This window comes from Mycobacterium sherrisii, assembly GCF_002102355.1.
Taxonomy (GTDB): domain Bacteria; phylum Actinomycetota; class Actinomycetes; order Mycobacteriales; family Mycobacteriaceae; genus Mycobacterium; species Mycobacterium sherrisii.
In genome coordinates, this window is record NZ_LQPT01000094.1 from 1 (window position 1) to 21,987 (window position 21,987).

The following is a 21,987-nucleotide window of genomic DNA, read 5'->3' on the forward strand; positions in this document are numbered from 1 at the left end:
CCGGAGCACAAGGGCATCATCGAACGCGCCCATGACTATCTGGAGCGGTCGTTTCTGCCCGGCCGAACCTTCACTGGCCCTGGGGATTTCAATCACCAACTCCAACAATGGCTGACGCTGGTCAACGGGCGCACCCGCCGCGTGCTGGGCTGCGCCCCGACCGACCGGATCGGCGCGGACCGCCAAGCGATGCTCACCTTGCCGCCGGTGCCACCAGCAGTGGGCTGGCGCAGCACGACGCGGTTGGCGCGCGATCACTACATCCGGTTGGACTCCAATGACTACTCGGTGCACCCGAGCGTGATCGGCCGGCGCATCGAAGTCCTCGCTGATCTGGACCGGGTGCGGGTGTTCTGCGACGGCCAGACCGTGGCCGATCACGAGCGGGTGGGGGCCTGGCATCAAACCATTACCGACGCCGAGCATCGGCAGGCGGCGAACATGCTGCGCCGCAACCGCATCGGCGCACTGCGCCCAGTGCGTGAATCCGAGGCCCAGATCAGCGTCGAGCAGCGCACCCTCAGCGACTATGACGCGGCGTTGGGTATCGACCTCGGCGAAGACGGGTTCGCCTCATGACCACCACCAAAGCCACCCGGACCGCTGCCGCCTCGTCGAGCAACCGCGACCTGACCGCCGAGATCAGCTTCCTGACCCGCGCCTTGAAAGCACCCACGATGCGCGAAGCAGTGGCCAGATTGGCTGATCGGGCCCGCACCGAATCGTGGACCCACGAGGAATTCCTCGTCGCCTGTCTGCAGCGCGAGGTCTCCGCCCGCGAGTCACACGGCGGTGAGGGCCGCATCCGCGCAGCCCGCTTCCCATCCCGGAAGTCCTTGGAAGAGTTCGACTTCGACCACGCTCGTGGGCTCAAACACGACCTGATCGCGCATCTGGGCACCCTGGACTTCGTCACCGCCCGCGACAACGTCGTATTCCTCGGCCCGCCGGGCACGGGCAAGACCCACTTGGCGATCGGTATAGCGATCCGAGCCTGCCAGGCCGGCCACCGGGTGCTGTTCGCCACCGCCTCCGAATGGGTCGCAAGACTGGCCGAGGCCCACCACGCCGGACGCCTTCAACAAGAACTCGTCCGGCTGGGCCGCTACCCCCTGCTCGTCGTCGACGAAGTCGGCTACATCCCCTTCGAGCCCGAAGCCGCCAACCTATTCTTCCAGCTGGTGTCTTCCCGCTACGAGCGCGCCAGCCTGATCGTGACGTCGAACAAACCGTTCGGGCGCTGGGGTGAAGTGTTCGGCGACGACGTCGTGGCCGCCGCCATGATCGACCGCCTGGTCCACCACCCCGAGGTCATCGCCCTCAAGGGCGACTCCTACCGCATCAAAGACCGCGACCTCGGGCGAGTCCCGGGATCAACCACCGAAGAATGAACACCAAGGGGGCCAATTTTCAACCGTCGAAAAGGGGTCAATTTTCGGCCGCCGTTGACAGGTACTTCCGTCAAAATCATCCTGTCATCGATGATCGATGCTGATGGTAGCTGTCATGGCGACACGCTATGCCTCAGCGGCTCCGCACGTTAGGGACCGTCGTCCCGCAAAGGGTATGAAAGTCCTTGACCCACAACCACAGATCTGCGGGGGACTGAGCTGGGACGAATGACCGGATCGAGAGGGGACTTTGGTCACTCGTGCCGGTGAGTCGGCAGTCCTAACGTGGGAGCGTCGCCACAAGGCCCGAAATTCATTGGGCCAAGAGGTGCCGATATCGCCGAGTACGAGGAGACTGACAATGACGCAGGCACCGCAGAAACCCGCGCCACGCTGGGCCGAGCTTTCCGACGACGTGCTGGCATCGGTAGAGGTCGGACGCAAACAGGCTACCGACGCCGTCCGTAAGTTTGTCGACCAGATCAGCCCTGTCCTGCCCGAGCAGTCGCGGCGCAAGACCGTTGTCGACGCCGCCCTGGACTTGGCGGACGAACTAGTCACCACGCAGATCGAGTTCGTCCGCAGCGTCGTGCGAAGCGCCGGCCACTCGGAAAAGCACAGTGAATGAATCGACGCCGCACTGGCCATCGCCGATCGGACTGGCCGGCCGCAATGGAGCGACGAAAGATCCTGTCCGAGTGCGGAGTTCGGCGGATGCGAAGGCAGACTAAAGCATCTGCCAGCCGCGATCAAGGAAGGCGGCGCCAGGTCAGTAGCCTGACGCGATCGAACGGATGGCAACAGCTACGCACGGTATAGCCCGCCCGAAAAGCCGGCTCCATCCAGAAACAACCTGCTCGTGACACAGCGAGGAATCGATCGGTTGACGTTTGGGCCCGAGTCCCGAGTTTGCCCATGCCCCTTCGACCCTCGCCCTGTCGGAAACCGAGGTCGCCCTTACTGGGACCTAAGACCCCTATCGAGGGGCTAATGGCTCTCGTTGTGCCTGCGTCCCGCTTCGTACGGTGGAACCACCGCAAACAACCGACAAAGCCGCGGAGGCAGGGCATGAGATCGGAACGATTCAAGTGGCTGGTAACAGCAGAAGGCCCGTTCGCCTCGGTGTATTTCGACGATTCACACGACACCGCAAACGCGGCCGAGCAGCTCGACGCGAAATGGTGCGAGATCCGGAAGCGTTTCGTGGATCTGGGCGCGAGCATGCAAATCCTTGACAAGCTCGAGGAAGCCGTGCGGCACTTTCGGCCGGCCGTCGGCCGAGCTGGCCGCGCGGTGATCGCGACCAACGGGCGGGTGTTACTCAACGAGCATCTGATCAGCCCACCCCAGGCCACGGTGGTTCGGTTATCGGATTACCCCTACATCACCCCGTTGATCGAACTCGAGACGCAGCAGCGACCGACCTACGTGTTCGCCGCGGTCGATCACACCGGCGCCGACATCACCTTGTTCCGGGCTGGCAGCATCACCTCCACCAGTATCGAGGGCGCCGGCTACCCAGTACACAAGCCGGCCACTGCCGGCTGGAACGGTTATGGCAGCTTCGAACACGAGATTGAGGAAGCCATCCGTGTGAATTGCCGTGTGGTCGCGGCCGAGCTTACGCGGCTGGTCGACGAGGTGGATCCCGGAGCGGTGTTCGTGTGCGGTGAGGTCCGTTCCCGCGCGAGCTTGATTTCTGAACTACCGGACCGAGTAACGCGGCGGCTGACGCAGCTGCACGCCGGTTCACGCAAGACCGGTATCGACGAGAAGCAGGTCCGCGAGACTATTTCGGCGGAATTCGATCGACGGCGCAGTAGCGAAAGAATGGACGTTGCCGATCGGTTTGAAGCCGAAATTGGCTGCGGGTCGGGGCTGGCGGCCGAAGGGCTCGCGGCGGTATGCGCGGCGTTGCGTTCCGGCGATGTCGACACGCTGATCATCGGTGAACTTGGTGATGCCACCGTGGTCGTCGGCAAGCGCTCACCGCAATCGCGCCCAACGCCGATGCACTGTCAGAATTCGGCGAACCGGTGAGACTCGTTGCAAGGGCCGACGAGGCGCTACCTTTCACGGCCATCGCAATTGGCGCCTCTTTGGCGCGAGCCGACCACCGCATCGCGCCCGAAGACGGGATTGGGGCGCTACTGCGCTACTCCACCCTTGAGAAGACTGCCAACGACTCGCACGCCGGACCAATCGCTCATACCTAGCAACCACGAATCCAGCTGACTCGCTTGGAAGTCAACCGGCGTGGCGATCCGGGCTAAACTCACCGCAAAGCCTGGCGCCGCGACGGCTTCGTTGGACTCGGCACCGCACGTGCGACTAGCGCATCACCAATCGTCCAGCACCGTAACAGGCACGCCGGATCACGTTGACCGCCCGGACTTAAACGCCATTCAAGCCCTGACGGGGAACGCAGGAGGCGCTAGTCGAGGACGGCCCGCCGGTCCAGGTGCAGATACGTGATGGCGGTGGTGGCCGCGCACACCCCCGACGCGACCACCAGCATCCAGGTGCCGTTGACGACGAAGCTGATGCAGCCGCCGACCGTCGCCCCGAGCATGAAGCTGGACAGCAGCAGAAAGTAACCCAGCCAATCCGCGGCCGTGCCGTCGGCGAGGTGCCGTTCGATGCCCTGGCCCATCTTCACCAGCGTGCCGGTGACATAGCTCAGCGGCACCGAGACCTCGCCGTCCTTGACGAACGAGGTGTTCAACGCACCCACACCGAACACCATCAGCATGATCGGCGCGAAATCGAGCATGTTCTCCCGCCAGCCCTCGCTGACCACGTCGAGCACGGTGGCCGCGATCAGGCTGAAAGTCGTCAGCACCGTCGGGCCGTGCGGATGCGCCGCCCAGAACCGGCGCCGGCACACCGAGGCGACCACGACTCCGGTGAGAAAGCACAGCATCAGCACGCCCGCCGAAATCGACAGCAGCACGTCGTGGCGGAAGAACCCCAGCATCGCCCGTTGGGCATTGCCCGTCATGAAGGTGACGAAGTATCCCTCCGAGTGGGTGAACGCAGTCGCCCCCAGGATGCCGGCCAGCCCGGCCAGCACCCAGGACAGTCGGGCCTCACTGTCGAAAATCTCATTCGCCACGCGCACATGCTTTCAAAGCTCGGCCGCAGGCGCGCGGCCTGTCACGAGGCTCCGGTCAGCCGGGTGATGGCCCGCAGCGGGATCGGCAGCCAACTCGGCCGGTGCCGCGCCTCGTAGCCGGCTTCGTAGACGGCCTTGTCGAGCTCGTAGGCGGCCAGCAGCGCTGCCGAATCGCGTGGGTCGATTTCCGACGCGGCCGCGTAGCCGTCGCAGAAGGCGGCGCGATTGCGCTCGACCCATTCCCGTGCGCGGGCCGCCAGCTGCTTGTCCCCCTCGTGGTCCACCAACGGTCCGTATGCGGCGTATTCGAACGACCGCAACACCCCGGCCACGTCACGCAGCGGCGAGTCCGGGGCCCGTCGCTCCTGCAGCGGCTGGCCGGGCTCCCCCTCGAAGTCGATCAGCAACCAGCTCTCCGGGGTGCGCAGCACCTGCCCCAGATGCAGATCGCCGTGCACCCGCTGGACCGTGATCGTCTCGCCCGACAGCTTCTGGAAACGCTCCTCGATCGTGTCCGCGTGCGCCGCCAGCTCGGGAACCTGCGCGACGGCGGAGGCCGCCCGCGCCAACATGGTGTCCACCGGGAAGGGCACCTGCGCCGTGCCGAGAACTTCGGCGAGCGTCGCATGCACCGACGCGACCGCCTCGCCGAGTCGATAGGACTCCCCGGCGAAATCGCCGCCGACCTCATGGGCGTACAGGTCGCCCTCGGCGAACAGGTCGCGCACGCTGGCCGTGGCCATGGCCCAGCCTTCGGCGGCGGTGGCCGCGAATTCGGTGACCATGCCCAACGGCCACGCCGTGTCCTCGGCGCCGTCGGTCCCGGCGATCTCGTAGGTGCCCAGCAGTCGGGCCACGTTCGGGTTGCCGGCCCGCCCGAGGACTCGGTTCAACTCGATGTCGGGGTTGATCCCGCTGCTGACCCGCCGAAACACCTTGAAGATGGCCGATCGGTCGAAGATCACGCTGGTGTTCGACTGCTCGGCGTCGGCGACGCGCGGCTCCGCGTCCAGCGGCAGCGTGACGTCCGGTTCCTTACGGAACACCACCCGGGTGCCGGCGGCCTCCCGGTCGGCGGACCCGTCGATCAGCGACAGCAAGAACCGCGGGCCGTCGACGCCGTACAGCGCGTCGTAGCCGGTCCGATCGTCGGCGGCGCCGATGGTGGCCACCGTGTTGTACTCGGTGACCGGCTCCGCGTCCCACCCGACCAGCACCTGATAGCGCTCGGACGGGCCACTGAGGTAATTGGCGTCGACGAGGACGAGTTCGAGGTTGTCGCGCAGCGGAACGACGAGTGCGGGTTCGGCGCTGATTAGTTCGCGGTTACGCCCGGCGTACCAACGCTGTTGCGGCAGCCAATCGATCCACGGCAGCTTGGCTGACTGGGTCATCGGCGCCCCTCCTCCTCATCGCTTCGTCCCCCGCAAGCGGGAGGTACCCCCACTGCATCGTCACGGGCGCGAGTCGTCATGCATTCTCCTCCGATGCGCACAGCTGGAACCAGTAGAAGCCATGTCCCGGCAGTGTCAGCAGATAGGGCAGGTGTCCGATCCGCGGGAACTCCACTTGCCCGGTCAGCTCGATGGGCGTGTAGCCGCTCCAATGCTGCAGGCTCAGCTCGATCGGCTGCGGGAATCGTGACAGATTGTTAACGCATAGCACGATGTCGCCGCCGCCCGGCGCTTCCCGCAGGAAGGCCAACACCGACGGATTAGACCCGCCGAGCTCCTCGAACGAACCGATGGCGAACGCCTCGTGCCGGCGGCGCACCGACAGCATCACCCGGGTGAAGTTGAGCAGTGACGTCGAGGTGTCCCGCTGTGCCTCGACGTTGACGGCCTGATAGCCGTAGACGGGGTCCTGGCTCGGCGGCAGATACAGCCGACCGGGATTGGCCTTGGAGAAACCCGCGTTGCGGTCCGGTGTCCACTGCATCGGGGTGCGCACCCCGTCCCGATCACCCAGCCAGATGACGTCGCCCATGCCAATCTCGTCGCCGTAGTACAGCACCGGCGACCCGGGCAGCGACAGCAGCAGCGCGGTGAACAGCTCGATCTGGTTGCGGTCGTTTTCCAGCAGCGGAGCCAGCCGGCGGCGGATCCCGACGTTGGCCTTCATCCGCGGGTCCTTGGCGTACTCGGAGTACATATAGTCGCGCTCTTCGTCGGTGACCATTTCCAGGGTCAACTCGTCGTGGTTGCGCAGGAAGATGCCCCACTGCGCCAGCTCCGGGATTTGCGGGGTCTGCGCCAGGATCTCCGAGATCGGGAAGCGCGACTCGCGCCGGACCGCCATGAAGATGCGCGGCATCAGCGGGAAATGGAACGCCATGTGACATTCGTCGCCGCCGGTGCTGGGGTCGCCGAAGTATTCGACGACGTCGGCGGGCCACTGATTGGCCTCGGCCAGCAGCACCCGGCCCGGGTACTCGTCGTCGACGACCTTACGGACCTGCTTGAGGAACGCGTGGGTCTCCGGCAGGTTCTCGCAGTTGGTGCCCTCCCTCTCGAAGAGGTACGGGACCGCGTCTAGCCGGAATCCGTCGATGCCGAGGTCCAGCCAGAACCGCAGGACGTCGATCATCGCCTCCTGCACGGCGGGGTTGTCGTAGTTCAAGTCCGGCTGATGGGAGAAAAACCGGTGCCAGTAGAACTGCTTGCGGACCGAATCGAACGTCCAGTTCGACTCCTCGGTGTCGATGAAGATGATGCGGGCGTCGCCGTACTTCTCGCTGGTGTCGCTCCACACGTAGAAGTCGCCGTACGGCCCGTCGGGGTCGTGGCGGGACTCCTGAAACCACGGATGCGATTCCGAGGTGTGGTTCATCACCAGGTCGGTGATGACGCGGATCCCGCGTTCGTGGGCGGCGTCGAGCAGCGCGACGAAATCCTCGACGGTGCCGAACTCGGGCAGCACCTTGTAGAAATCCCGGATGTCGTACCCACCGTCGCGCAGCGGTGAGTCGTAGAAGGGCGGCAGCCAGATGCAGTCGATGCCGAGCCACTGCAGATAGTCGAGGCGTTGCATCAGCCCGCGCAGGTCACCGGACCCGTCGGCGTTGCCGTCCAAAAACGCCCGCACCAGCACCTCGTAGAAGACGGCGTGTTTGAACCACGTCGGGTCCGCGGGCAGCGCGGCCGCGTTCTCGAAATCCTCCGCGTTGGGGTGCTCGACGACGCCCCCCTCGACGTGACTGCCCTCCGCGGGATCGTGTTCAACGGCTCCAGGGTCAGAGGTTGCGTCGTTCATCAAGTCCACGATGCCACGTGTACCCGAGCCGGGCAGCGGGGAATCACACAGCTAATCCGCTGCGGCGGCAACCGAATTGACCGCCGATCAGGCATTCCGCGCGATCGGGATCAGGCCGGCGGCCCGTCGCCCAGCGTCACGGGCGCGGTGCGCTCGCCGCCCTGCGCCGATTGCCAGCGCAGCGTGATGACGTCGCCGGGGTGATGCGGGACCATCACGTCGGTCATCGCGGTGGGGCCGTTGATCGCCACGTTGTCGACCCCGGTGATGACGTCCCCGGGCCCGATTCCGCTGCCCGCGGCCGGACCTCCCTCGACCACGCGCTGCACCCGCGCCCCGTTGCCGCCGTTGTCGGCCACCCCGAGGCCGAGAAACGCGGTGGGCCCGATGTGCACGGTGTTGGAGGCGGCGCCGGATCGGATCTGGTTGGCGACGCTCATCGCGCGGCCGATCGGAATGGCGAAGCCCTGACCGCCGGACATCTTGTAACTGTCGGTCGCGGCCGTGTCCACCCCGACCACCTGTCCGGCCATGTTTACCAACGGTCCGCCGGAGTCGCCGGGCTTGATCGCGGTGTCGGCCTGGATCAACCCGCCCAGCGTCTCGTCTGCGCCGGTGAGGGTGTCGTTGGCCGACACGGTCTGGTTGAGCGCGACGACACGGCCGGGGATGACGCTGGGCGCGCCGCCCTGGCCGTGGGTGTTGCCGAGCGCGACGACCGGCTCGCCGACGGCGACGCCGCCCCCGATCGCGGCGGCGGGCAGGCCACCGGCTCCTCGCAGCTGCAGCACCGCGATGTCGGCGCTGCGGGAGTAGCCGATGACGTCGACGCCGTAGGTCTGACCGTTGCCGACGTCGAAGGCGCTGATGTCGGTGGCGGCCGAGATCACGTGGTTGTTGGTCAGGACGACACCGCCCGGGTCGATGACAATGCCGGTGCCGGCCCCGACCGCGCTGTTGTAGCCGAACCTGGTGTTGATGTTGACGAGCTGCGGTCCTACTTGAGCGGCGATCGCGGCGGCGTCGAGCGGGAACATCGGCGCATCCGCGTGGCGGTCCAACGCCAGGTTCGGCGGCGCGGCGCCGGCCGGGACCCCCGTCGGGCTCAGGGTCAGGCCCAGGCCCAGTCCGAGCACAGCCAGCAAACCGGCCAACCGTGACCACCAGACCGAGCGGTGGTGCCATTTGCCCATCCCGTACCTCCTGCGTCGGGGTCCGAATCATAAGCGGCCCAGCCTTGATATCTGGGCCGCACAGCGTATGTGTACCTCACCGTAATGCAGGCAGCCGGTTCCGGCCGTACAAAATGGCGGCCCGTCATTGCGGCCCTAAGCTGGCACGGTGGGCGAATTCGACCCCAAAACCAGCTTCACCCGAGCCCCGGTGGCTCGGCTGGCCACCAGTACGCCGGACGGCAGACCGCACCTGGTGCCCGTCGTGTTCGCCCTCGCCGAGGATGCCGGCGCGGGGGACGAGGTGGTGTACACCGCGGTCGACGCCAAGCCGAAAAGCACGCTGCAGCTACGTCGGCTGGCCAACATCGCGAGCAACGCTCAAATCAGCCTGCTGGTCGACCATTACGCCGACGACTGGACGCAGCTGTGGTGGGTGCGGGTCGACGGTGTGGCGGCGATTCATCACGACGGCGCTCCGGTGCACACCGGGTATCGGCTCCTTCGCGCCAAATACCCTCAGTACCAAGAGGTTTCGCTGAACGGGCCGGTCATCGCGATCACCGTGCGACGGTGGTCCAGCTGGCACGCCTGACCGGCTGCTGCCGGGGTCGCGATTGCGGCCTTGTGTTGGGCGTCCGTTGGGAGAAAGGTTGCCTGTACGTGCTGTGAGCCACGACACATCGGTCGGCCAGATGAACTTGGAGGAAGGTCATGGCGGACAAGGCAAACAATTCCCCGGGCGCCGGAGCCGCCCCCACCGCGAACCGTCCCGGCGACGTCCGCAACATCGTGCTGGTGGGTCCCTCCGGCGGCGGCAAGACGACGCTGGTGGAGGCCCTGCTGGTGGCGGGTGGGGTGCTGACCAGACCGGGCTCGGTCACCGAGGGCAGCACCATCTGCGACTACGACGACTCCGAAATCCGCCAGCAGCGGTCGGTGGGCGTCGCGGTCGCCTCCCTGGCGCACGGCGGCATCAAGGTCAATCTGATCGACACGCCCGGATACGCCGACTTCGTCGGCGAGCTGCGGGCCGGCCTGCGCGCGGCGGACTGCGCGCTGTTCGTGATCGCAGCCAACGAAGGCTGCGACGGTATTGACGAACCGACCAAGTCGCTGTGGCAGGAATGCAACCAGGTGGGGATGTCCCGCGCGGTGGTCATCACCAAGCTCGACCACGCCCGGGCGAACTACCTGCAAGCCCTAGCGGCCGCGCAGCATGCCTTCGGCGACAAGGTTTTACCGCTCTACCTGCCGACCTCTGAAAACAACTGCGCCGGGCTGATCGGCCTGTTGTCGCAGCAGCGCTACCGGTATTCCGACGGTCGGCGCACCATCGAGCCGCCCGATCCCGCCGACGCCGACCGGATCGCGCAGGCACGCGGCGCGCTGATCGAGGGGATCATCGAGGAGTCCGAGGACGAATCTCTGATGGAGCGGTATCTCGGCGGCGCGTCGATCGACGAGTCCGTGCTGATCGACGACTTGGAGCGCTCCGTGGCGCGCGGCTCGTTCTTCCCGGTCATCCCGGTGTGCAGTGGAACCGGGGTCGGCACCCTGGAACTGCTCGAGGTCGCCACCCGTGGTTTCCCGTCGCCGATGGAACATCCGCTCCCGGAGGTCTTCACCCCGCACGGCGCCCCGCACGCGGAGCTGGCCTGCGACGCCCAAGCACCCCTGCTGGCCGAGGTGGTGAAGACGACGTCGGACCCCTACGTCGGCAGGGTCAGCCTGGTCCGGGTGTTCTCCGGGACCATCAGGCCCGACACGACGGTGCATGTGTCGGGCCATTTTTCGTCCTTCTTCGGCAACGGGCAGCCGGGCAGCGCCAACATCCATCCCGATCACGACGAGGACGAGCGGATCGGGGTGCTGTCGTTCCCGCTGGGCAAGCAACAACGCCCCGCGCCGGAAGTCGTGGCCGGCGATATCTGCGCCATCGGCAAGCTGAGCCGCGCCGAGACCGGCGACACGCTCTCCGACAAGGCCGAGCCGCTGGTGCTCAAACCGTGGGCCATGCCGGAGCCGTTGCTGCCGATCGCCATTGCGGCGCATGCCAAGACCGACGAGGACAAGCTCTCGGCGGGGCTGGGCCGGCTGGCCGCCGAGGACCCGACGCTGCGGATCGAGCAGAACCAGGAAACACACCAGATCGTGCTGTGGTGCATGGGTGAGGCCCACGCCGGGGTGGTGCTCGAGGCGTTGGCCAACCGGTACGGCGTCACGGTGGACACCGTGGACTTGCGCGTTCCGCTGCGGGAGACGTTCGCCGGCAAGGCCAAAGGCCACGGCCGCCACGTCAAGCAGTCCGGCGGGCACGGCCAGTACGCGGCGTGTGACATCGAGGTCGAGCCGCTGCCCGAGGGCACCGGCTTTCAGTTCGTCGACAAGGTGGTCGGCGGCGCGGTGCCGCGGCAATTCATTCCGAGCGTGGAGAAGGGCGTCCGGACGCAAATGGAGAAGGGCGTACACGCCGGCTATCCGGTGGTCGACATCCGGGTCACGCTGCTCGACGGCAAGGCCCACAGCGTGGACTCGTCGGACTTCGCGTTTCAGATGGCCGGCTCCCTGGCGCTGCGCGAGGCGGCGGCCGCGACCAAGGTCACCCTGCTCGAGCCGATCGACGAGATTTCGGTGCTGGTGCCCGACGATTTCGTGGGCGCGGTAATGGGTGACCTGTCGGGTCGGCGCGGCCGGGTGCTGGGCACCGACACCGCCGGCCAAGACCGCACAGTGGTGCGGGCGGAGGTGCCCCAGATCGAGTTGACCCGGTACGCGATCGATTTGCGCTCACTGGCGCATGGGGCCGCGTCGTTTACCCGGTCATTCGCCCGGTATGAGCCGATGCCCGAGAACGCGGCGACCAAGATGACGGCTAGTGTTTGAGGTCGTTCGAAAGCACCTGCGAGCCAGCCAGATTGGATCCCTAATTCGATCATGTCGACGTTCAACGGACTGCCCGCACATATCCTGCTGAATCATTTCGTCGTCGTCCTGGGTCCGCTGACGGCGATCCTGGCGATTCCCTGCGCGTTGTGGCCGACGGTGCGGCGGCGGCTGATCTGGGTGGTGGTGGCCCTGGCCGTCGCCACCCTCGTCTTGACGCCGCTGACCGAGAACTCGGGCGCGTGGCTCGCCGCGCGGGTGGGCACGGCGCCCATCCTGACCCGCCACGAACAGCTCGGCGAAACGCTCGTCTACATCGTCGCCGCGCTGGCCGCGACCGTGGCAGTCTTGGCCGTCATCCATGTTCGTCAGCAGCGTGGCGACACCGTCAAAGTGCCGCTGCACATCCTGGTCGGCGTGCTGGTGGTGACGGCCGCGGTGGCGACCCTGGTGCAGACTTACCGCATCGGCGATTCTGGCGCCCGGGCCGCATGGGGCAGCGTGGCCTCTTCGTCCCCGTAATCGCTTGCCGTACAAGCGATCTTCGCGGGTGGTATCAGCCGGCGAACTGCTCGGTCACGGCTCGGCGGTCCAGCGATCCCTTCGCGGTGTGCGGCAGTGAGCTGGTCTGCAGGAACGTCGCGGGCACCTCGTAGGGCGCCAACCGTTCGCGGCAGAATTCGGTGAGCTGCTCGGGGTCCAGCGACGTCGAGTCCCGAGCGACGATCGCCGCGGCCACCGTCTCGCCGTACATCTTGTCCGGCCGCCCGAACACGGCAACTTCGAGCACATCGGGGTGGCTCGCCAACACGCCCTCGACGCGCTCCGGCGAGATCTTCTCCCCGCCGCGGTTGATCAGTTCCTTGATGCGGCCCCGGATCCGCAGGTCGCCCGCGGCCGACAGGGAACCGAGATCGCCGGTGCGTAACCAGCCGTCGGTGAAGTTGGCGGCGGTGATCGCCGGGTCACCCAGGTAACCGCGCACCACGGTCGGGCCGCGCAGCCACACCTCACCGGTGGCGTCGGCGGCCAGCGGCGCACCGTCGGGGGTTGCGACGCGAATCTCCGGACCGGTCGACTTTCCGACGAGACCCGTTGTCTCGGCTGGGTTTTCGAGTGCGTCGATGCCGGTGGTGGCGACTTGGTGGGTGCCCTCGGTCATGCCGAACGCGCACACCACCGTCGCGCCGAACGTGTCCTGCAACGCCCGGGCAGTTTCCGGGGTCAGCGGCGCGCTGCAGCTGCGGATGAAACGCAGCGCGGCGTGTTGGGCACCGGATTGCCCGCTCTTGGCCCGTTCCAACAGGATCTGGTGGATCGTGGGCACCGCCGTGTACCAGGTGGCCTTGACGGCGCCGATGTCGTCCCAGAAGGTGTGCGCCGAGAACTTTCCGCGGGCGGGCAACGCGAGCGTGCCACCGGATGCCAGCGTTGACAGCAGCGCGGCCACCAGACCGTGGCCGTGGTAGAGGGGCATCACCGCGACCGTCGCGTCCCCGGGCCCCAATTGATAGGCGGCGATGATGGCCCGCACCGAGCCGGCGATGTTCGTGTGCGTCCAGGGCACCATCTTCGGGGTGCCGGTGGTACCGCCGGTGAACATGATCATCGCATCGTCGTCGTGCAGCCCCTGGGGCGTCGACACCGCGCGGTTGGGCGGCGTTGCGGCGTTCAGTTGCACCGAGGCGGCACCGTCGCCGACCGTCACCGCCAACGGCCACCACTCCACCCCCGGGTCCTGGTCATCGCTAGGGCCTTCGCTGTCGACGAGCACCACGCTCGCCCCCGCGACCTCGGTGCGGGCACGTTGATCGCCGATCGGCAAGGCCGGGTCGAGCGGAACGGCAATCAGCTTCGCACGCGAGGCGGCCAGCAGCGCGACGACGAATTCGGCGTTGCTACCGGATCGCAGCGCCACCCGGTCGCCGGGCCGCAGCCCGGCCTCGGTGAGCTGTTCGGCCAGCTCGTCGACCAGCCGGGTCAGCACGCCGTAGCTCACCGGAATGCGCTCGGAAGTGACAACGAGTGCGGTCTTCTCCGGCGCGCGACCGGCCACCGCGGCGACCAGGTCGGCGACGCTTGGCGCTTCGCCGGCCAATTCGGCTGCCGAAAGGTGGGTCATCGAGTCAGACATCGCCGTGATCCTTCCGCCTCCTCGCTCGTGCGACAACTCGTGATTGCAGAGTTGATGCGGACTTGACTGCAGGATGCCGAGCGACCCGACAGTGCGTCCAATACTGTTCACCTGACGATTGATAATCGCCAGCTATCGAACTTACGCCATGCCACGCCATGCCACGCCGTGCCGCCGCGCGGCACGTGCCGAGCTGCGCGCATCGCCGAGGAGGAGCGGGGACATGACCACCAGCGCTGAGCTGACCGACGGCTTTCACCTCGTCGTCGACGCCCTTGCCGCCAACGACGTCGACACCATCTACGGCATCGTCGGCATCCCGATCACCGACCTCGCGCGCGTCGCGCAGGCGTCCGGCATGCGCTACATCGGCTTCCGTCAGGAGACGTCCGCCGGTAACGCCGCGGCCGCGGCCGGGTTTCTCACCGGGCGGCCCGGGGTGTGTCTGACGACCTCGGGCCCCGGTTTCCTCAACGGCCTGCCCGCGTTGGCCAACGCCACCACGAACTGCTTCCCGATGATCCAGCTCTCGGGTTCGAGCAATCGAGCGCTGGTCGACCTGCAGCGCGGTGATTACCAGGACCTCGATCAGCTCAACGCCGCCCGGCCGTTCGCGAAGGCGGCGTTCCGGGTCGATCGGGTCGAGGACATCGGACGGGGCGTGGCCCGCGCGATCCGCGCCGCGGTCTCCGGCCGGCCGGGCGGGGTGTATCTCGACATTCCGGGAGCGGTGCTGGGCCAGGCCATTGAGGCGCCGGCCGGCGCCGGCAGCGTGTGGCGGGTCGTCGACCCCGCGCCCCGCCAGCTGCCGGCACCCGAGGCCGTCGACCGTGCACTCGAGGTACTCGGGCAGGCGCACCGGCCGCTGATCGTGCTGGGCAAGGGTGCCGCTTACGCTCGCGCCGACGACCAGATCCGGGAGTTCGTCCAGGCCAGTGGAATTCCGTTCCTGCCGATGTCGATGGCCAAGGGACTGCTGCCGGACTCGCACCCGCAGTCCGTCGCGGCCGCCCGGTCGCTGGCCATCGCCCGCGCCGACGCGGTGCTGCTGGTCGGCGCGCGGCTGAATTGGCTTCTCGGGCATGGGGAATCGCCGCAGTGGTCGGCCGACGCCAAGTTCCTGCAGATCGACATCGCGGCATCGGAGTTCGACAGCAACCAGCCCATCGCGGCACCACTGGCCGGCGACATCGCGTCCGTGGTTTCGGCGTTGCGCGAGCGCCTGACCGCCCGCCCCGTCGATGTGCCACAAGAATGGATCGACGAGCTGGCCCGCCGCCGAGCGTCCAACGACGCCAAGATGCGGGACCGTCTTGCCGAAAACCCGCACCCGATGCGCTTTTACAATGCCCTGGCCGCGATTCGTTCGGTGCTGCACGCGAATCCGGACGTCTACGTCGTCAACGAGGGGGCGAATGCGCTTGACCTGGCGCGCAACGTCATCGACATGGAATTGCCCCGACACCGCCTCGATACCGGGACGTGGGGCGTGATGGGCATCGGCATGGGCTATGCGATTGCCGCCGCCGTCGAAACGGGCAAGCCGGTCGTCGCGATCGAGGGCGACAGCGCCTTCGGCTTCAGCGGCATGGAAGTCGAGACGATCTGTCGCTACCACCTGCCGGTGACCGTCGTGATCCTCAACAACGGCGGCGTCTACCGCGGCGACGAGAAGCCCACCGGGGATCGTCCGGCGCCGACCGTGCTCAACGCCGGTGCACGTCACGAGCTGATCGCAGAAGCGTTCGGCGGCAAGGGGTATCACGTCACCACGCCCGAGGAGTTGCGGGCCGCGCTGGCGGCGGCCGTGGCCTCGAACGGGCCGTCGGTCATCGACTGCGCACTCGACCCGGCCGCCGGGGTGGAAAGCGGCCACCTGGCCAACCTCAATCCGACCAGCGTCGCCACCCGGGTCAACGCCGGCGCGTGACTCCCGGCAGCTGGGTGTCGAAGAACTCCTTCAGCGAAAGCTGATGCGCCGCCGCGACGAGCGCCCGGGCCACCGGCGATCCCGGCCCGGTGGCGTTGGTGGCCAGCGCAATCTCGGCGGTCACCACCGGGTCGACCATTTCGACGGCGCGGATCTCGCCGCCCAGCGGCGACGTCCACAGCCAGGTGTGCGGAACGATGCACGCCCAGTTACCGCTGGCTACCTGAGCGAGTAACGAAGCCACGGAGTCGGTCTCGACTTGCGGTCCGACGGTGAGGCCGTGACCGGCGAACGTCTCGTTGATGATCTGACGGTCGTGCATGTCGGCGGTGAGCAACGCCAGCGGCAACTGTGCGGCATCCCGCCACGACAGGGTCGACACCCCGGAGGGCAGCATGTCCGCCGACGACAACAGGACGTAATGCTCGGCGTAAAGCGGTACTAGGTCCACGTCGTGGGCGTCGCCGTGGGCCGCATGCACGATCGCGGCGTCGAGTTCGAATTCACGCAAACGCCGGTACAGTTCGGTGGCGGCCAGCCGGGAATGAATTTGCACCTTTGCCAACGGGTGTGCCGAACAGAACGCCGAGAGCACCAGCGATGCCGTGGTGGAGGCGGTGGGCACGGTGCCGAGCCGCAGTGTTCCGGTGATCCCGGACCGCACCGCATCCACCTCGGCCTTGAACGCGTCGTGCTCGGCCAGAATCCGCTTGGCCCACACGACCAGTCGTTCACCCTCGGGCGTCAGGCCCTCGAAGCTGTGTCCCCGGTTGATCAGCGTGACGTTCAGCTCGCGCTCGAGTTTGGCGATCGACGCGGACAACGCCGGCTGGGACACGTAGCACTTCTCGGCGGCCCGAGCGAAGTGACGTTCCTGAGCGACCGCGACGAAATACTCCAGCTGGCGAAAAAGCAACGGCCCTCCTCGGCCTGCGGGCAATGATTTTGCTGAGGTTAACCCGTGGCCGGCCCACCAGCCAGTCCTGCCCGACGATCGCGGCCCACCGCCCCGCCGGTCATCGTCGAAGACCACTGTCCCGCCGCCACTTTCACCCGGCCAGCTGCGCACTGCGGGATCACCGGCGGGCCACACCGCTTTCTTCCAGTTTCTTCCAGGGACTTTCTTCAGCTGACTGGGGCCGACAACAAGTCCTGGTCCGGCTCAACGACTTTGGCGGCCGATTCGGCGGCGCTCGATCCGAGCCGGTAAAAGCAGCGGAACTGATCGGAACTGAGCTGCGGACCGGCTCGACATCGTGTCACACAGCGAAGGTCTCAAATCGATCGAGAGTTTGCTAAAGGCCGCACCAGCCAAACAGCCAGTAGAATATCGTCGTGTTGATCGCACCGTCTCGGAGGGTGGACGCCATGGGCCGTGGGGTTCGTTATCTATTTGTTATGGTCGCGATCACGGCGTTGGGCACCGTGACATCGGGGGCACGCGCGGCCGCTGCGGTGCCGGTCCCCCAGCCGACTCCCGCGATCGCCGCAATTTTGCCAGCCGACGGTGCGACGGTGGGAATTGCGCACCCGGTGGTCGTGAAATTCACCGCGCCGGTGTCCGATCGCGGCGCCGTGGAACGGTCCATCCACGTGACGTCTTCCAGCAACATGTCCGGGCACTTCGAATGGCCGGAGAACAATGTCATGCAATGGGTTCCGAATCAGTTCTGGCCGGCGCACAGCCACGTTTCGGTGGGCGTGCAGGAATTGACCACGGGGTTCGACACCGGTGACGCGTTCCTCGGTGTCGCCAGCATCTCCGGCCACACCTTCACGGTCAGCCGTAACGGTGAGATTCTGCGCACGATGCCGGCCTCGATGGGCAAGCCCAGTCGGCCGACGCCGGTGGGTAACTTCACCGCCTTGGAGAAGCAACGCAGCGTGGTGATGGACTCCCGGACGATCGGGATCCCGTTGAGTTCGCCCGAGGGGTACAAGATCACGGCTCAGTACGCGGTGCGGGTGACCTGGAGTGGTGTGTATGTCCATTCCGCCCCCTGGTCGGTGGATTCGCAGGGGCATTCCAACGTCAGTCACGGCTGCATCAATCTGAGCCCGGACAACGCGGCCTGGTACTTCAACAATGTGAACGTGGGTGACCCAATCCAGGTCGTGGCGTAGCGGTACTGCCAATCCGAGCGGCCGCACGGCGAAGGCAAGTGGCCACGGTCACACCTCATCGATGGAAGACTCGCAACGGGCGGGAGGTTGCGCTTAAAAGTCGTCCGAACGAGAGGTGTGGGCATGACTAGTACAGCGCCGGGAGCACCGGAATCCGAAACCGCGACCTTTGCTGGGCCCCCGGTCGGCCCACGAGCACGCGTCGCCGAACGCATCGAGCGCTTGGACGCCACCGACGACCAATACCGCAACGCCAAACCCGATCTCGCGCTGCAGAGCGCGGCGCGCCAACCCGGCCTTCGCCTCCCGCAAATCTTGCAGATGTTCGTCGACGGCCACGCCGACCGGCCGGCGTTGGGCTGGCGGGCGCGTGAGCTGGTCACCGACCCCGCGACGGGCCGGACCGGTTCGCGGTTGCTGCACCGCTTCGACACCATCAGCTACCGGGAGCTGTGGGACAACGTCCGCGCCGTCGCCGCGGCATGGCGGCGCGACGACGACATCCCCGTTGCGCCCGGGGACGTGGTCGCCACGTTGGGTTTCGCGAGCCCGGAGTATTTGACGTTGGACCTGGTGACCGGCTACCTCGGCCTGGTCGCCGTCCCGCTCCAACACAACGCGACGGCCTCTCGGCTGCAGCCGATCATCGCTGAGGTGCAGCCGCAGGTGCTGGCCACCGGGGCGGGATATCTGGACCTTGCCGTCGACGCGGCGCTGGGCAGCACCTCGCTGCGCCGGCTGGTGGTGTTTGATTGCCAGCCGGAAATCGACGACCACCGGGAGAACCTCGAGCACGCGCGGACGAAGCTGGCCGAGGCCGGCATGACCCTGCGCGTTGAGACCTACGGCGCGCTGGTCGAACGTGGTCGCGCGCTGCCGCCGGAGCCGATGTACACCGGCGAGACCGACGAACGACTGGCGATGATCATGTACACCTCGGGCAGCACCGGGTTGCCCAAGGGGGCCATGTACAGCGAACGCATGGTCGCCAAGCTGTGGACGAACGAGCTTTACCCCGAATTCGCCGACGTACCGGTCTTCAACGTCAACTTCATGCCGCTCAATCACGTGGGTGGCCGGATCCCGCTGTCGTCGGCGTTCCAGGCGGGCGGCACCAGCTACTTCGTCCCGGAAAGCGATCTTTCGACACTGTTCGACGACTGGAACTTGGTGCGCCCCACCGAGATGGGCATGGTGCCCCGGGTGGTCGAGATGTTGTACCAACGCTATCAGAGTGCGGTGGAGCGTCTCGTCGGCGCGGGCGCCGAACCCGAATCCGCCGACGTGCAAGCGAAAGCCGAACTGCGCGAAGGGCTTTTGGGTGGCCGCGTGATCACCAGTTTCTCCACCACGGCGCCGCTGGCCGCTGAGATGAAGAGCTTCATCGAATCCTGCTTGGACGTACACGTGCTGGACGGCTATGGGCTGACCGAGGTCGGCATGGTGTTCAAGGACGGCGTGGTGACCCGGCCACCGGTGCTGGACTACAAGCTCATCGACGTCCCCGAGCTCGGCTACTTCCACACCGACAAGCCGTTTCCGCGGGGCGAGCTGCTGGTCAAGTCGCTCACCGCGTTTCGCGGATACTTCAAGCGGCCCGACGTCACCGCGAACGCGTTCGACCCGGATGGCTATTACCGCACCGGCGACGTGATGGCCGAGATCGGCCCGGATCGTCTGGTCTACGTCGACCGGCGCAACAACGTGTTGAAGCTGGCGCAGGGCGAATTCGTCGCGGTGGCCCGCCTGGAAGCGGTCTTCAGCAGCGCAGCGCTGGTCCGCCAGGTCTTCGTTTACGGCAACAGCGAACGGCCTTACCTGTTGGCGGTCGTCGTCCCGACGGTCGAGGCCCAGGAACGGTTCGCCGGCGATCCCGACGGGCTCAAGGCCGCGCTCGCCGAATCGCTGCGCCGCACCGCGAAACTCGCCGAGTTGCAATCGTACGAAGTGCCCGCCGATTTCCTGGTCGAGTCCGAACCGTTCAGCGAGGACAACGGTCTGCTGTCGGGCGTCGGTAAGTTGTTGCGGCCCAAACTCAAGGAGCACTACGGGCAACGGCTTGAGGAGCTCTACGCCGAGCTGGACGCCACCCGGACCGCCGAGCTGCGTGCGTTGCGCGAGGGCGCCGCCGAACGCCCGGTGATCGACACCGTGGTACGCGCGGCCGAGGCGTTGCTCGGCTTGCCGGACGGGCCGCCCGCGCCGGACACGCGCTTCCTCGACCTTGGCGGCGACTCGCTGTCCGCGCTGACCTTTTCCAATCTGCTGCAAGACATCTTCGGTGTCGAGGTCCCGGTCGGCCGGATCATCAACCCGGCTTTGGATCTCGGTCAGCTGGCGGAATACGTTGATTCCGAACGTGAGTCGGGGTCTAAGCGGCCGACGTTCTCGACCGTGCACGGTCGTGGCGTCACCGTGGTCCGCGCGGCCGACCTCACCCTGGACAAGTTCATCGACGCCGAGACGTTGACCCGCGCCCCGTCGCTGCCCCGCGTGACCGGCACGCCACACACGGTGTTGCTCACCGGTGCCAACGGCTACCTCGGCCGCTTTTTGACCTTGGAGTGGCTGGAGCGGCTGGCCGAGACCGGCGGAAGACTCATCACGATCATCCGCGGTACCGACAGCGAAGCCGCCACAAAGCGGCTCGAGGAGGCTTTCGACAGCGGGGACACCCAATTGCTGGAGCGGTTCCGAACCTTGGCCGCAGCGCATCTAGAGGTCATCGTCGGCGATATCGGCGAGCCGAATCTTGGTTTGGATCAACGGATTTGGTCAGACCTCGCGCAACGGGTCGATCTGATCGTGCACCCGGCGGCCTTGGTCAATCACCTGTTGCCCTACGACCAGTTGTTCGGGCCGAACGTGGTGGGCACCGCCGAGCTCATCCGGCTGGCCATCACGACGCGGATCAAACCGGTGACCTATCTGTCGACGGTCGCGGTGGCTATGCCGATCAGTCCCGCAGAGTTCGCCGAGGACGGCGACATCCGCACCATCAACGCGGTACGTCCCGTCGACGACAGCTACGCCAACGGGTACGCGAACAGCAAGTGGGGCGGCGAGGTGTTGCTGCGCGAGGCGCATGACCTGTGCGGGTTGCCGGTCGCGGTGTTCCGGTCGGACATGATCCTCGCCCACAGCCGGTACGCCGGACAGCTGAACGTGCCGGATGCGTTCACCCGCTTGATCTTCAGCCTGTTGGTGACCGAAATCGCGCCGGGGTCGTTCTACCAGACCGACGCGCATGGCCGCCGCGCCGTCGCGCACTACGACGGTCTGCCCGCGGATTTCGTCGCCGAGGCGGTCACCGCGCTGGGCAGCCAGGTAGCCGCCACCGGCGGCGAATACCGATCGTTCGACGTGATGAACCCGCACGACGACGGGATCTCGTTGGACGTGTTCGTGGACTGGTTGATCGCCGCCGGTCACGACATCCGGCGCATCGACGACCATGACGAGTGGTTTGCACGCTTCGAGACGGCGCTACGGTCTTTGCCCGACAAGCAGCGCGCCCATTCGGTGTTGCCGTTGCTCGACGCCTACCGCAAGCCCGAGGCGCCGCTGCGGGGCGCGCCCGCGCCGACGGATGTATTTCGCGCCGCGGTGCGGTCGGCCCAAGTCGGCGCGGACAACGACATACCGCACCTTTCCGAAGCCCTGATCGCTAAGTACGTCTCGGACCTGCGGCTGCTCGGGTTAATCTAGTCGCTTAGCCGAACCTTGACCGCGGCGGCTTGCTTGCGGCCGATCTCGGTGGCGAGGTCCGGGTAGGTGGGATCGCCGCGCACGCTGCCCTCGGCCAACAGCAACACGGTGATGGTCTGCGAATTGTTTTGCGAAACACCAGAAATGATTGTGCCGTTGGTGCCGACGGCGACCGGCTGCCAGGTTCCGCCGGTGACCTTTTGCACATAGTTCGTCTTGGTGTTGTCCAGCCCGTTCGCGGGCATACGCATGGGAAAATCGTTCCGCCACTGAAT

General features: G+C 66.6%; 16 protein-coding genes and 2 pseudogenes. 10 read left to right on the forward strand and 8 right to left on the reverse strand.

The window, feature by feature from the left end; all coding sequences use genetic code 11:
• The 4 genes and pseudogenes from AWC25_RS19470 to AWC25_RS19485 all read left to right on the forward strand — a co-directional run.
• Window positions 1-579, forward strand: a 579-nt coding sequence (locus AWC25_RS19470; protein WP_142278954.1) for a Mu transposase domain-containing protein, incomplete at its 5' end; no start/stop codon positions are given.
• Window positions 576-1,391, forward strand: coding sequence for an IS21-like element helper ATPase IstB (gene istB, locus AWC25_RS19475; RefSeq protein ID WP_085167303.1), 816 nt, complete (start codon window positions 576-578; stop codon window positions 1,389-1,391). The genes AWC25_RS19470 and istB, both read left to right, overlap by 4 nt.
• Before the next feature lie 361 nt (window positions 1,392-1,752).
• The gene (locus tag AWC25_RS19480) at window positions 1,753-2,019 is read left to right on the forward strand and encodes a hypothetical protein (RefSeq protein ID WP_198166722.1); all 267 of its coding nucleotides are present in this window, start codon (window positions 1,753-1,755) and stop codon (window positions 2,017-2,019) included.
• Window positions 2,020-2,459: 440 nt separating this feature from the next.
• Window positions 2,460-3,607 (forward strand): annotated as a pseudogene (locus AWC25_RS19485) (Rv2629 family ribosome hibernation factor).
• Between the two features lie 218 nt (window positions 3,608-3,825).
• Here AWC25_RS19485 and AWC25_RS19490 read toward each other — a convergent pair.
• The 5 genes and pseudogenes from AWC25_RS19490 to AWC25_RS19505 form a co-directional block, all read right to left on the reverse strand.
• Entirely contained in the window at window positions 3,826-4,506 is a 681-nt protein-coding gene (locus AWC25_RS19490; protein WP_085167304.1) for a YoaK family protein, read from the reverse strand.
• A 41-nt stretch (window positions 4,507-4,547) separates the two neighbouring features.
• Window positions 4,548-5,900: a maltokinase N-terminal cap-like domain-containing protein gene (locus AWC25_RS19495; protein ID WP_085167305.1), complete on the reverse strand. Its 1,353-nt coding sequence runs from the start codon at window positions 5,898-5,900 to the stop codon at window positions 4,548-4,550.
• Window positions 5,897-5,971: pseudogene (locus AWC25_RS27525) on the reverse strand (16S rRNA (guanine(966)-N(2))-methyltransferase RsmD); the annotation flags it as partial. The gene AWC25_RS19495 and the pseudogene AWC25_RS27525, both read right to left, overlap by 4 nt.
• Window positions 5,972-5,976: 5 nt before the next feature.
• Complete coding sequence (treS, locus tag AWC25_RS19500) at window positions 5,977-7,758, reverse strand: maltose alpha-D-glucosyltransferase (protein ID WP_069402438.1); 1,782 nt, start codon at window positions 7,756-7,758, stop codon at window positions 5,977-5,979.
• Window positions 7,759-7,868: 110 nt separating this feature from the next.
• Complete coding sequence (locus AWC25_RS19505) at window positions 7,869-8,951, reverse strand: S1C family serine protease (protein WP_069402414.1); 1,083 nt, start codon at window positions 8,949-8,951, stop codon at window positions 7,869-7,871.
• A gap of 148 nt (window positions 8,952-9,099) precedes the next feature.
• Between AWC25_RS19505 and AWC25_RS19510 the strand changes: the two genes are divergently transcribed.
• From AWC25_RS19510 to AWC25_RS19520, 3 genes are all read left to right on the forward strand, one after another.
• Entirely contained in the window at window positions 9,100-9,525 is a 426-nt protein-coding gene (locus AWC25_RS19510; protein ID WP_069402415.1) for a TIGR03668 family PPOX class F420-dependent oxidoreductase, read from the forward strand.
• A gap of 119 nt (window positions 9,526-9,644) precedes the next feature.
• Window positions 9,645-11,816 carry an elongation factor G-like protein EF-G2 gene (locus AWC25_RS19515; RefSeq protein WP_085167306.1) on the forward strand — a complete coding sequence of 724 codons (2,172 nt, stop codon included), beginning with the start codon at window positions 9,645-9,647 and terminating at the stop codon, window positions 11,814-11,816.
• A 51-nt stretch (window positions 11,817-11,867) separates the two neighbouring features.
• Window positions 11,868-12,338 (forward strand): DUF2231 domain-containing protein, encoded by a 471-nt coding sequence (locus AWC25_RS19520; protein ID WP_069402417.1) that lies wholly within the window; start codon window positions 11,868-11,870, stop codon window positions 12,336-12,338.
• Window positions 12,339-12,372: 34 nt separating this feature from the next.
• Here AWC25_RS19520 and AWC25_RS19525 read toward each other — a convergent pair whose 3' ends face one another.
• The gene (locus AWC25_RS19525) at window positions 12,373-13,950 is read right to left on the reverse strand and encodes a FadD7 family fatty acid--CoA ligase (protein ID WP_085167307.1); all 1,578 of its coding nucleotides are present in this window, start codon (window positions 13,948-13,950) and stop codon (window positions 12,373-12,375) included.
• Between the two features lie 223 nt (window positions 13,951-14,173).
• Between AWC25_RS19525 and oxc the strand changes: the two genes are divergently transcribed.
• Window positions 14,174-15,880: an oxalyl-CoA decarboxylase gene (gene oxc, locus AWC25_RS19530; protein ID WP_069402419.1), complete on the forward strand. Its 1,707-nt coding sequence runs from the start codon at window positions 14,174-14,176 to the stop codon at window positions 15,878-15,880.
• Here oxc and AWC25_RS19535 read toward each other — a convergent pair.
• Entirely contained in the window at window positions 15,864-16,796 is a 933-nt protein-coding gene (locus AWC25_RS19535; RefSeq protein ID WP_069402420.1) for a LysR family transcriptional regulator, read from the reverse strand. The genes oxc and AWC25_RS19535 overlap by 17 nt on opposite strands.
• A 452-nt stretch (window positions 16,797-17,248) precedes the next feature.
• On the opposite strand from AWC25_RS19535, the gene AWC25_RS19540 reads away from it, so the two are divergent.
• Window positions 17,249-18,004 carry a L,D-transpeptidase gene (locus AWC25_RS19540; RefSeq protein ID WP_069402421.1) on the forward strand — a complete coding sequence of 252 codons (756 nt, stop codon included), beginning with the start codon at window positions 17,249-17,251 and terminating at the stop codon, window positions 18,002-18,004.
• 123 nt (window positions 18,005-18,127) lie between these two features.
• On the forward strand, window positions 18,128-21,712 hold the full coding sequence (gene car / locus AWC25_RS19545; RefSeq protein WP_084229519.1) for a carboxylic acid reductase: 3,585 nt from the start codon (window positions 18,128-18,130) through the stop codon (window positions 21,710-21,712).
• On the opposite strand, the gene AWC25_RS19550 is transcribed toward car, so the two are convergent.
• Complete coding sequence (locus tag AWC25_RS19550; protein ID WP_142278956.1) at window positions 21,709-21,963, reverse strand: hypothetical protein; 255 nt, start codon at window positions 21,961-21,963, stop codon at window positions 21,709-21,711. The two genes, car and AWC25_RS19550, sit on opposite strands and share 4 nt — an antisense overlap.
• Between the last annotated feature and the right edge of the window lie 24 nt (window positions 21,964-21,987).

What these genes read in the sequence shown, in the direction of transcription:
- oxc (WP_069402419.1), top strand. Translation starts at nt 14,174, where the DNA reads ATGACCACCAGCGCTGAGCTGACCGACGGCTTTCACCTCGTCGTCGAC.
- AWC25_RS19515 (WP_085167306.1), top strand. Translation starts at nt 9,645, where the DNA reads ATGGCGGACAAGGCAAACAATTCCCCGGGCGCCGGAGCCGCCCCCACC.
- AWC25_RS19480 (WP_198166722.1), top strand. Translation starts at nt 1,753, where the DNA reads ATGACGCAGGCACCGCAGAAACCCGCGCCACGCTGGGCCGAGCTTTCC.
- AWC25_RS19525 (WP_085167307.1), bottom strand. Translation starts at nt 13,950, where the DNA reads ATGTCTGACTCGATGACCCACCTTTCGGCAGCCGAATTGGCCGGCGAA.
- AWC25_RS19540 (WP_069402421.1), top strand. Translation starts at nt 17,249, where the DNA reads ATGGGCCGTGGGGTTCGTTATCTATTTGTTATGGTCGCGATCACGGCG.
- AWC25_RS19520 (WP_069402417.1), top strand. Translation starts at nt 11,868, where the DNA reads ATGTCGACGTTCAACGGACTGCCCGCACATATCCTGCTGAATCATTTC.
- istB (WP_085167303.1), top strand. Translation starts at nt 576, where the DNA reads ATGACCACCACCAAAGCCACCCGGACCGCTGCCGCCTCGTCGAGCAAC.
- AWC25_RS19505 (WP_069402414.1), bottom strand. Translation starts at nt 8,951, where the DNA reads ATGGGCAAATGGCACCACCGCTCGGTCTGGTGGTCACGGTTGGCCGGT.
- AWC25_RS19495 (WP_085167305.1), bottom strand. Translation starts at nt 5,900, where the DNA reads ATGACCCAGTCAGCCAAGCTGCCGTGGATCGATTGGCTGCCGCAACAG.
- car (WP_084229519.1), top strand. Translation starts at nt 18,128, where the DNA reads ATGACTAGTACAGCGCCGGGAGCACCGGAATCCGAAACCGCGACCTTT.
- AWC25_RS19550 (WP_142278956.1), bottom strand. Translation starts at nt 21,963, where the DNA reads ATGCGTATGCCCGCGAACGGGCTGGACAACACCAAGACGAACTATGTG.
- treS (WP_069402438.1), bottom strand. Translation starts at nt 7,758, where the DNA reads ATGAACGACGCAACCTCTGACCCTGGAGCCGTTGAACACGATCCCGCG.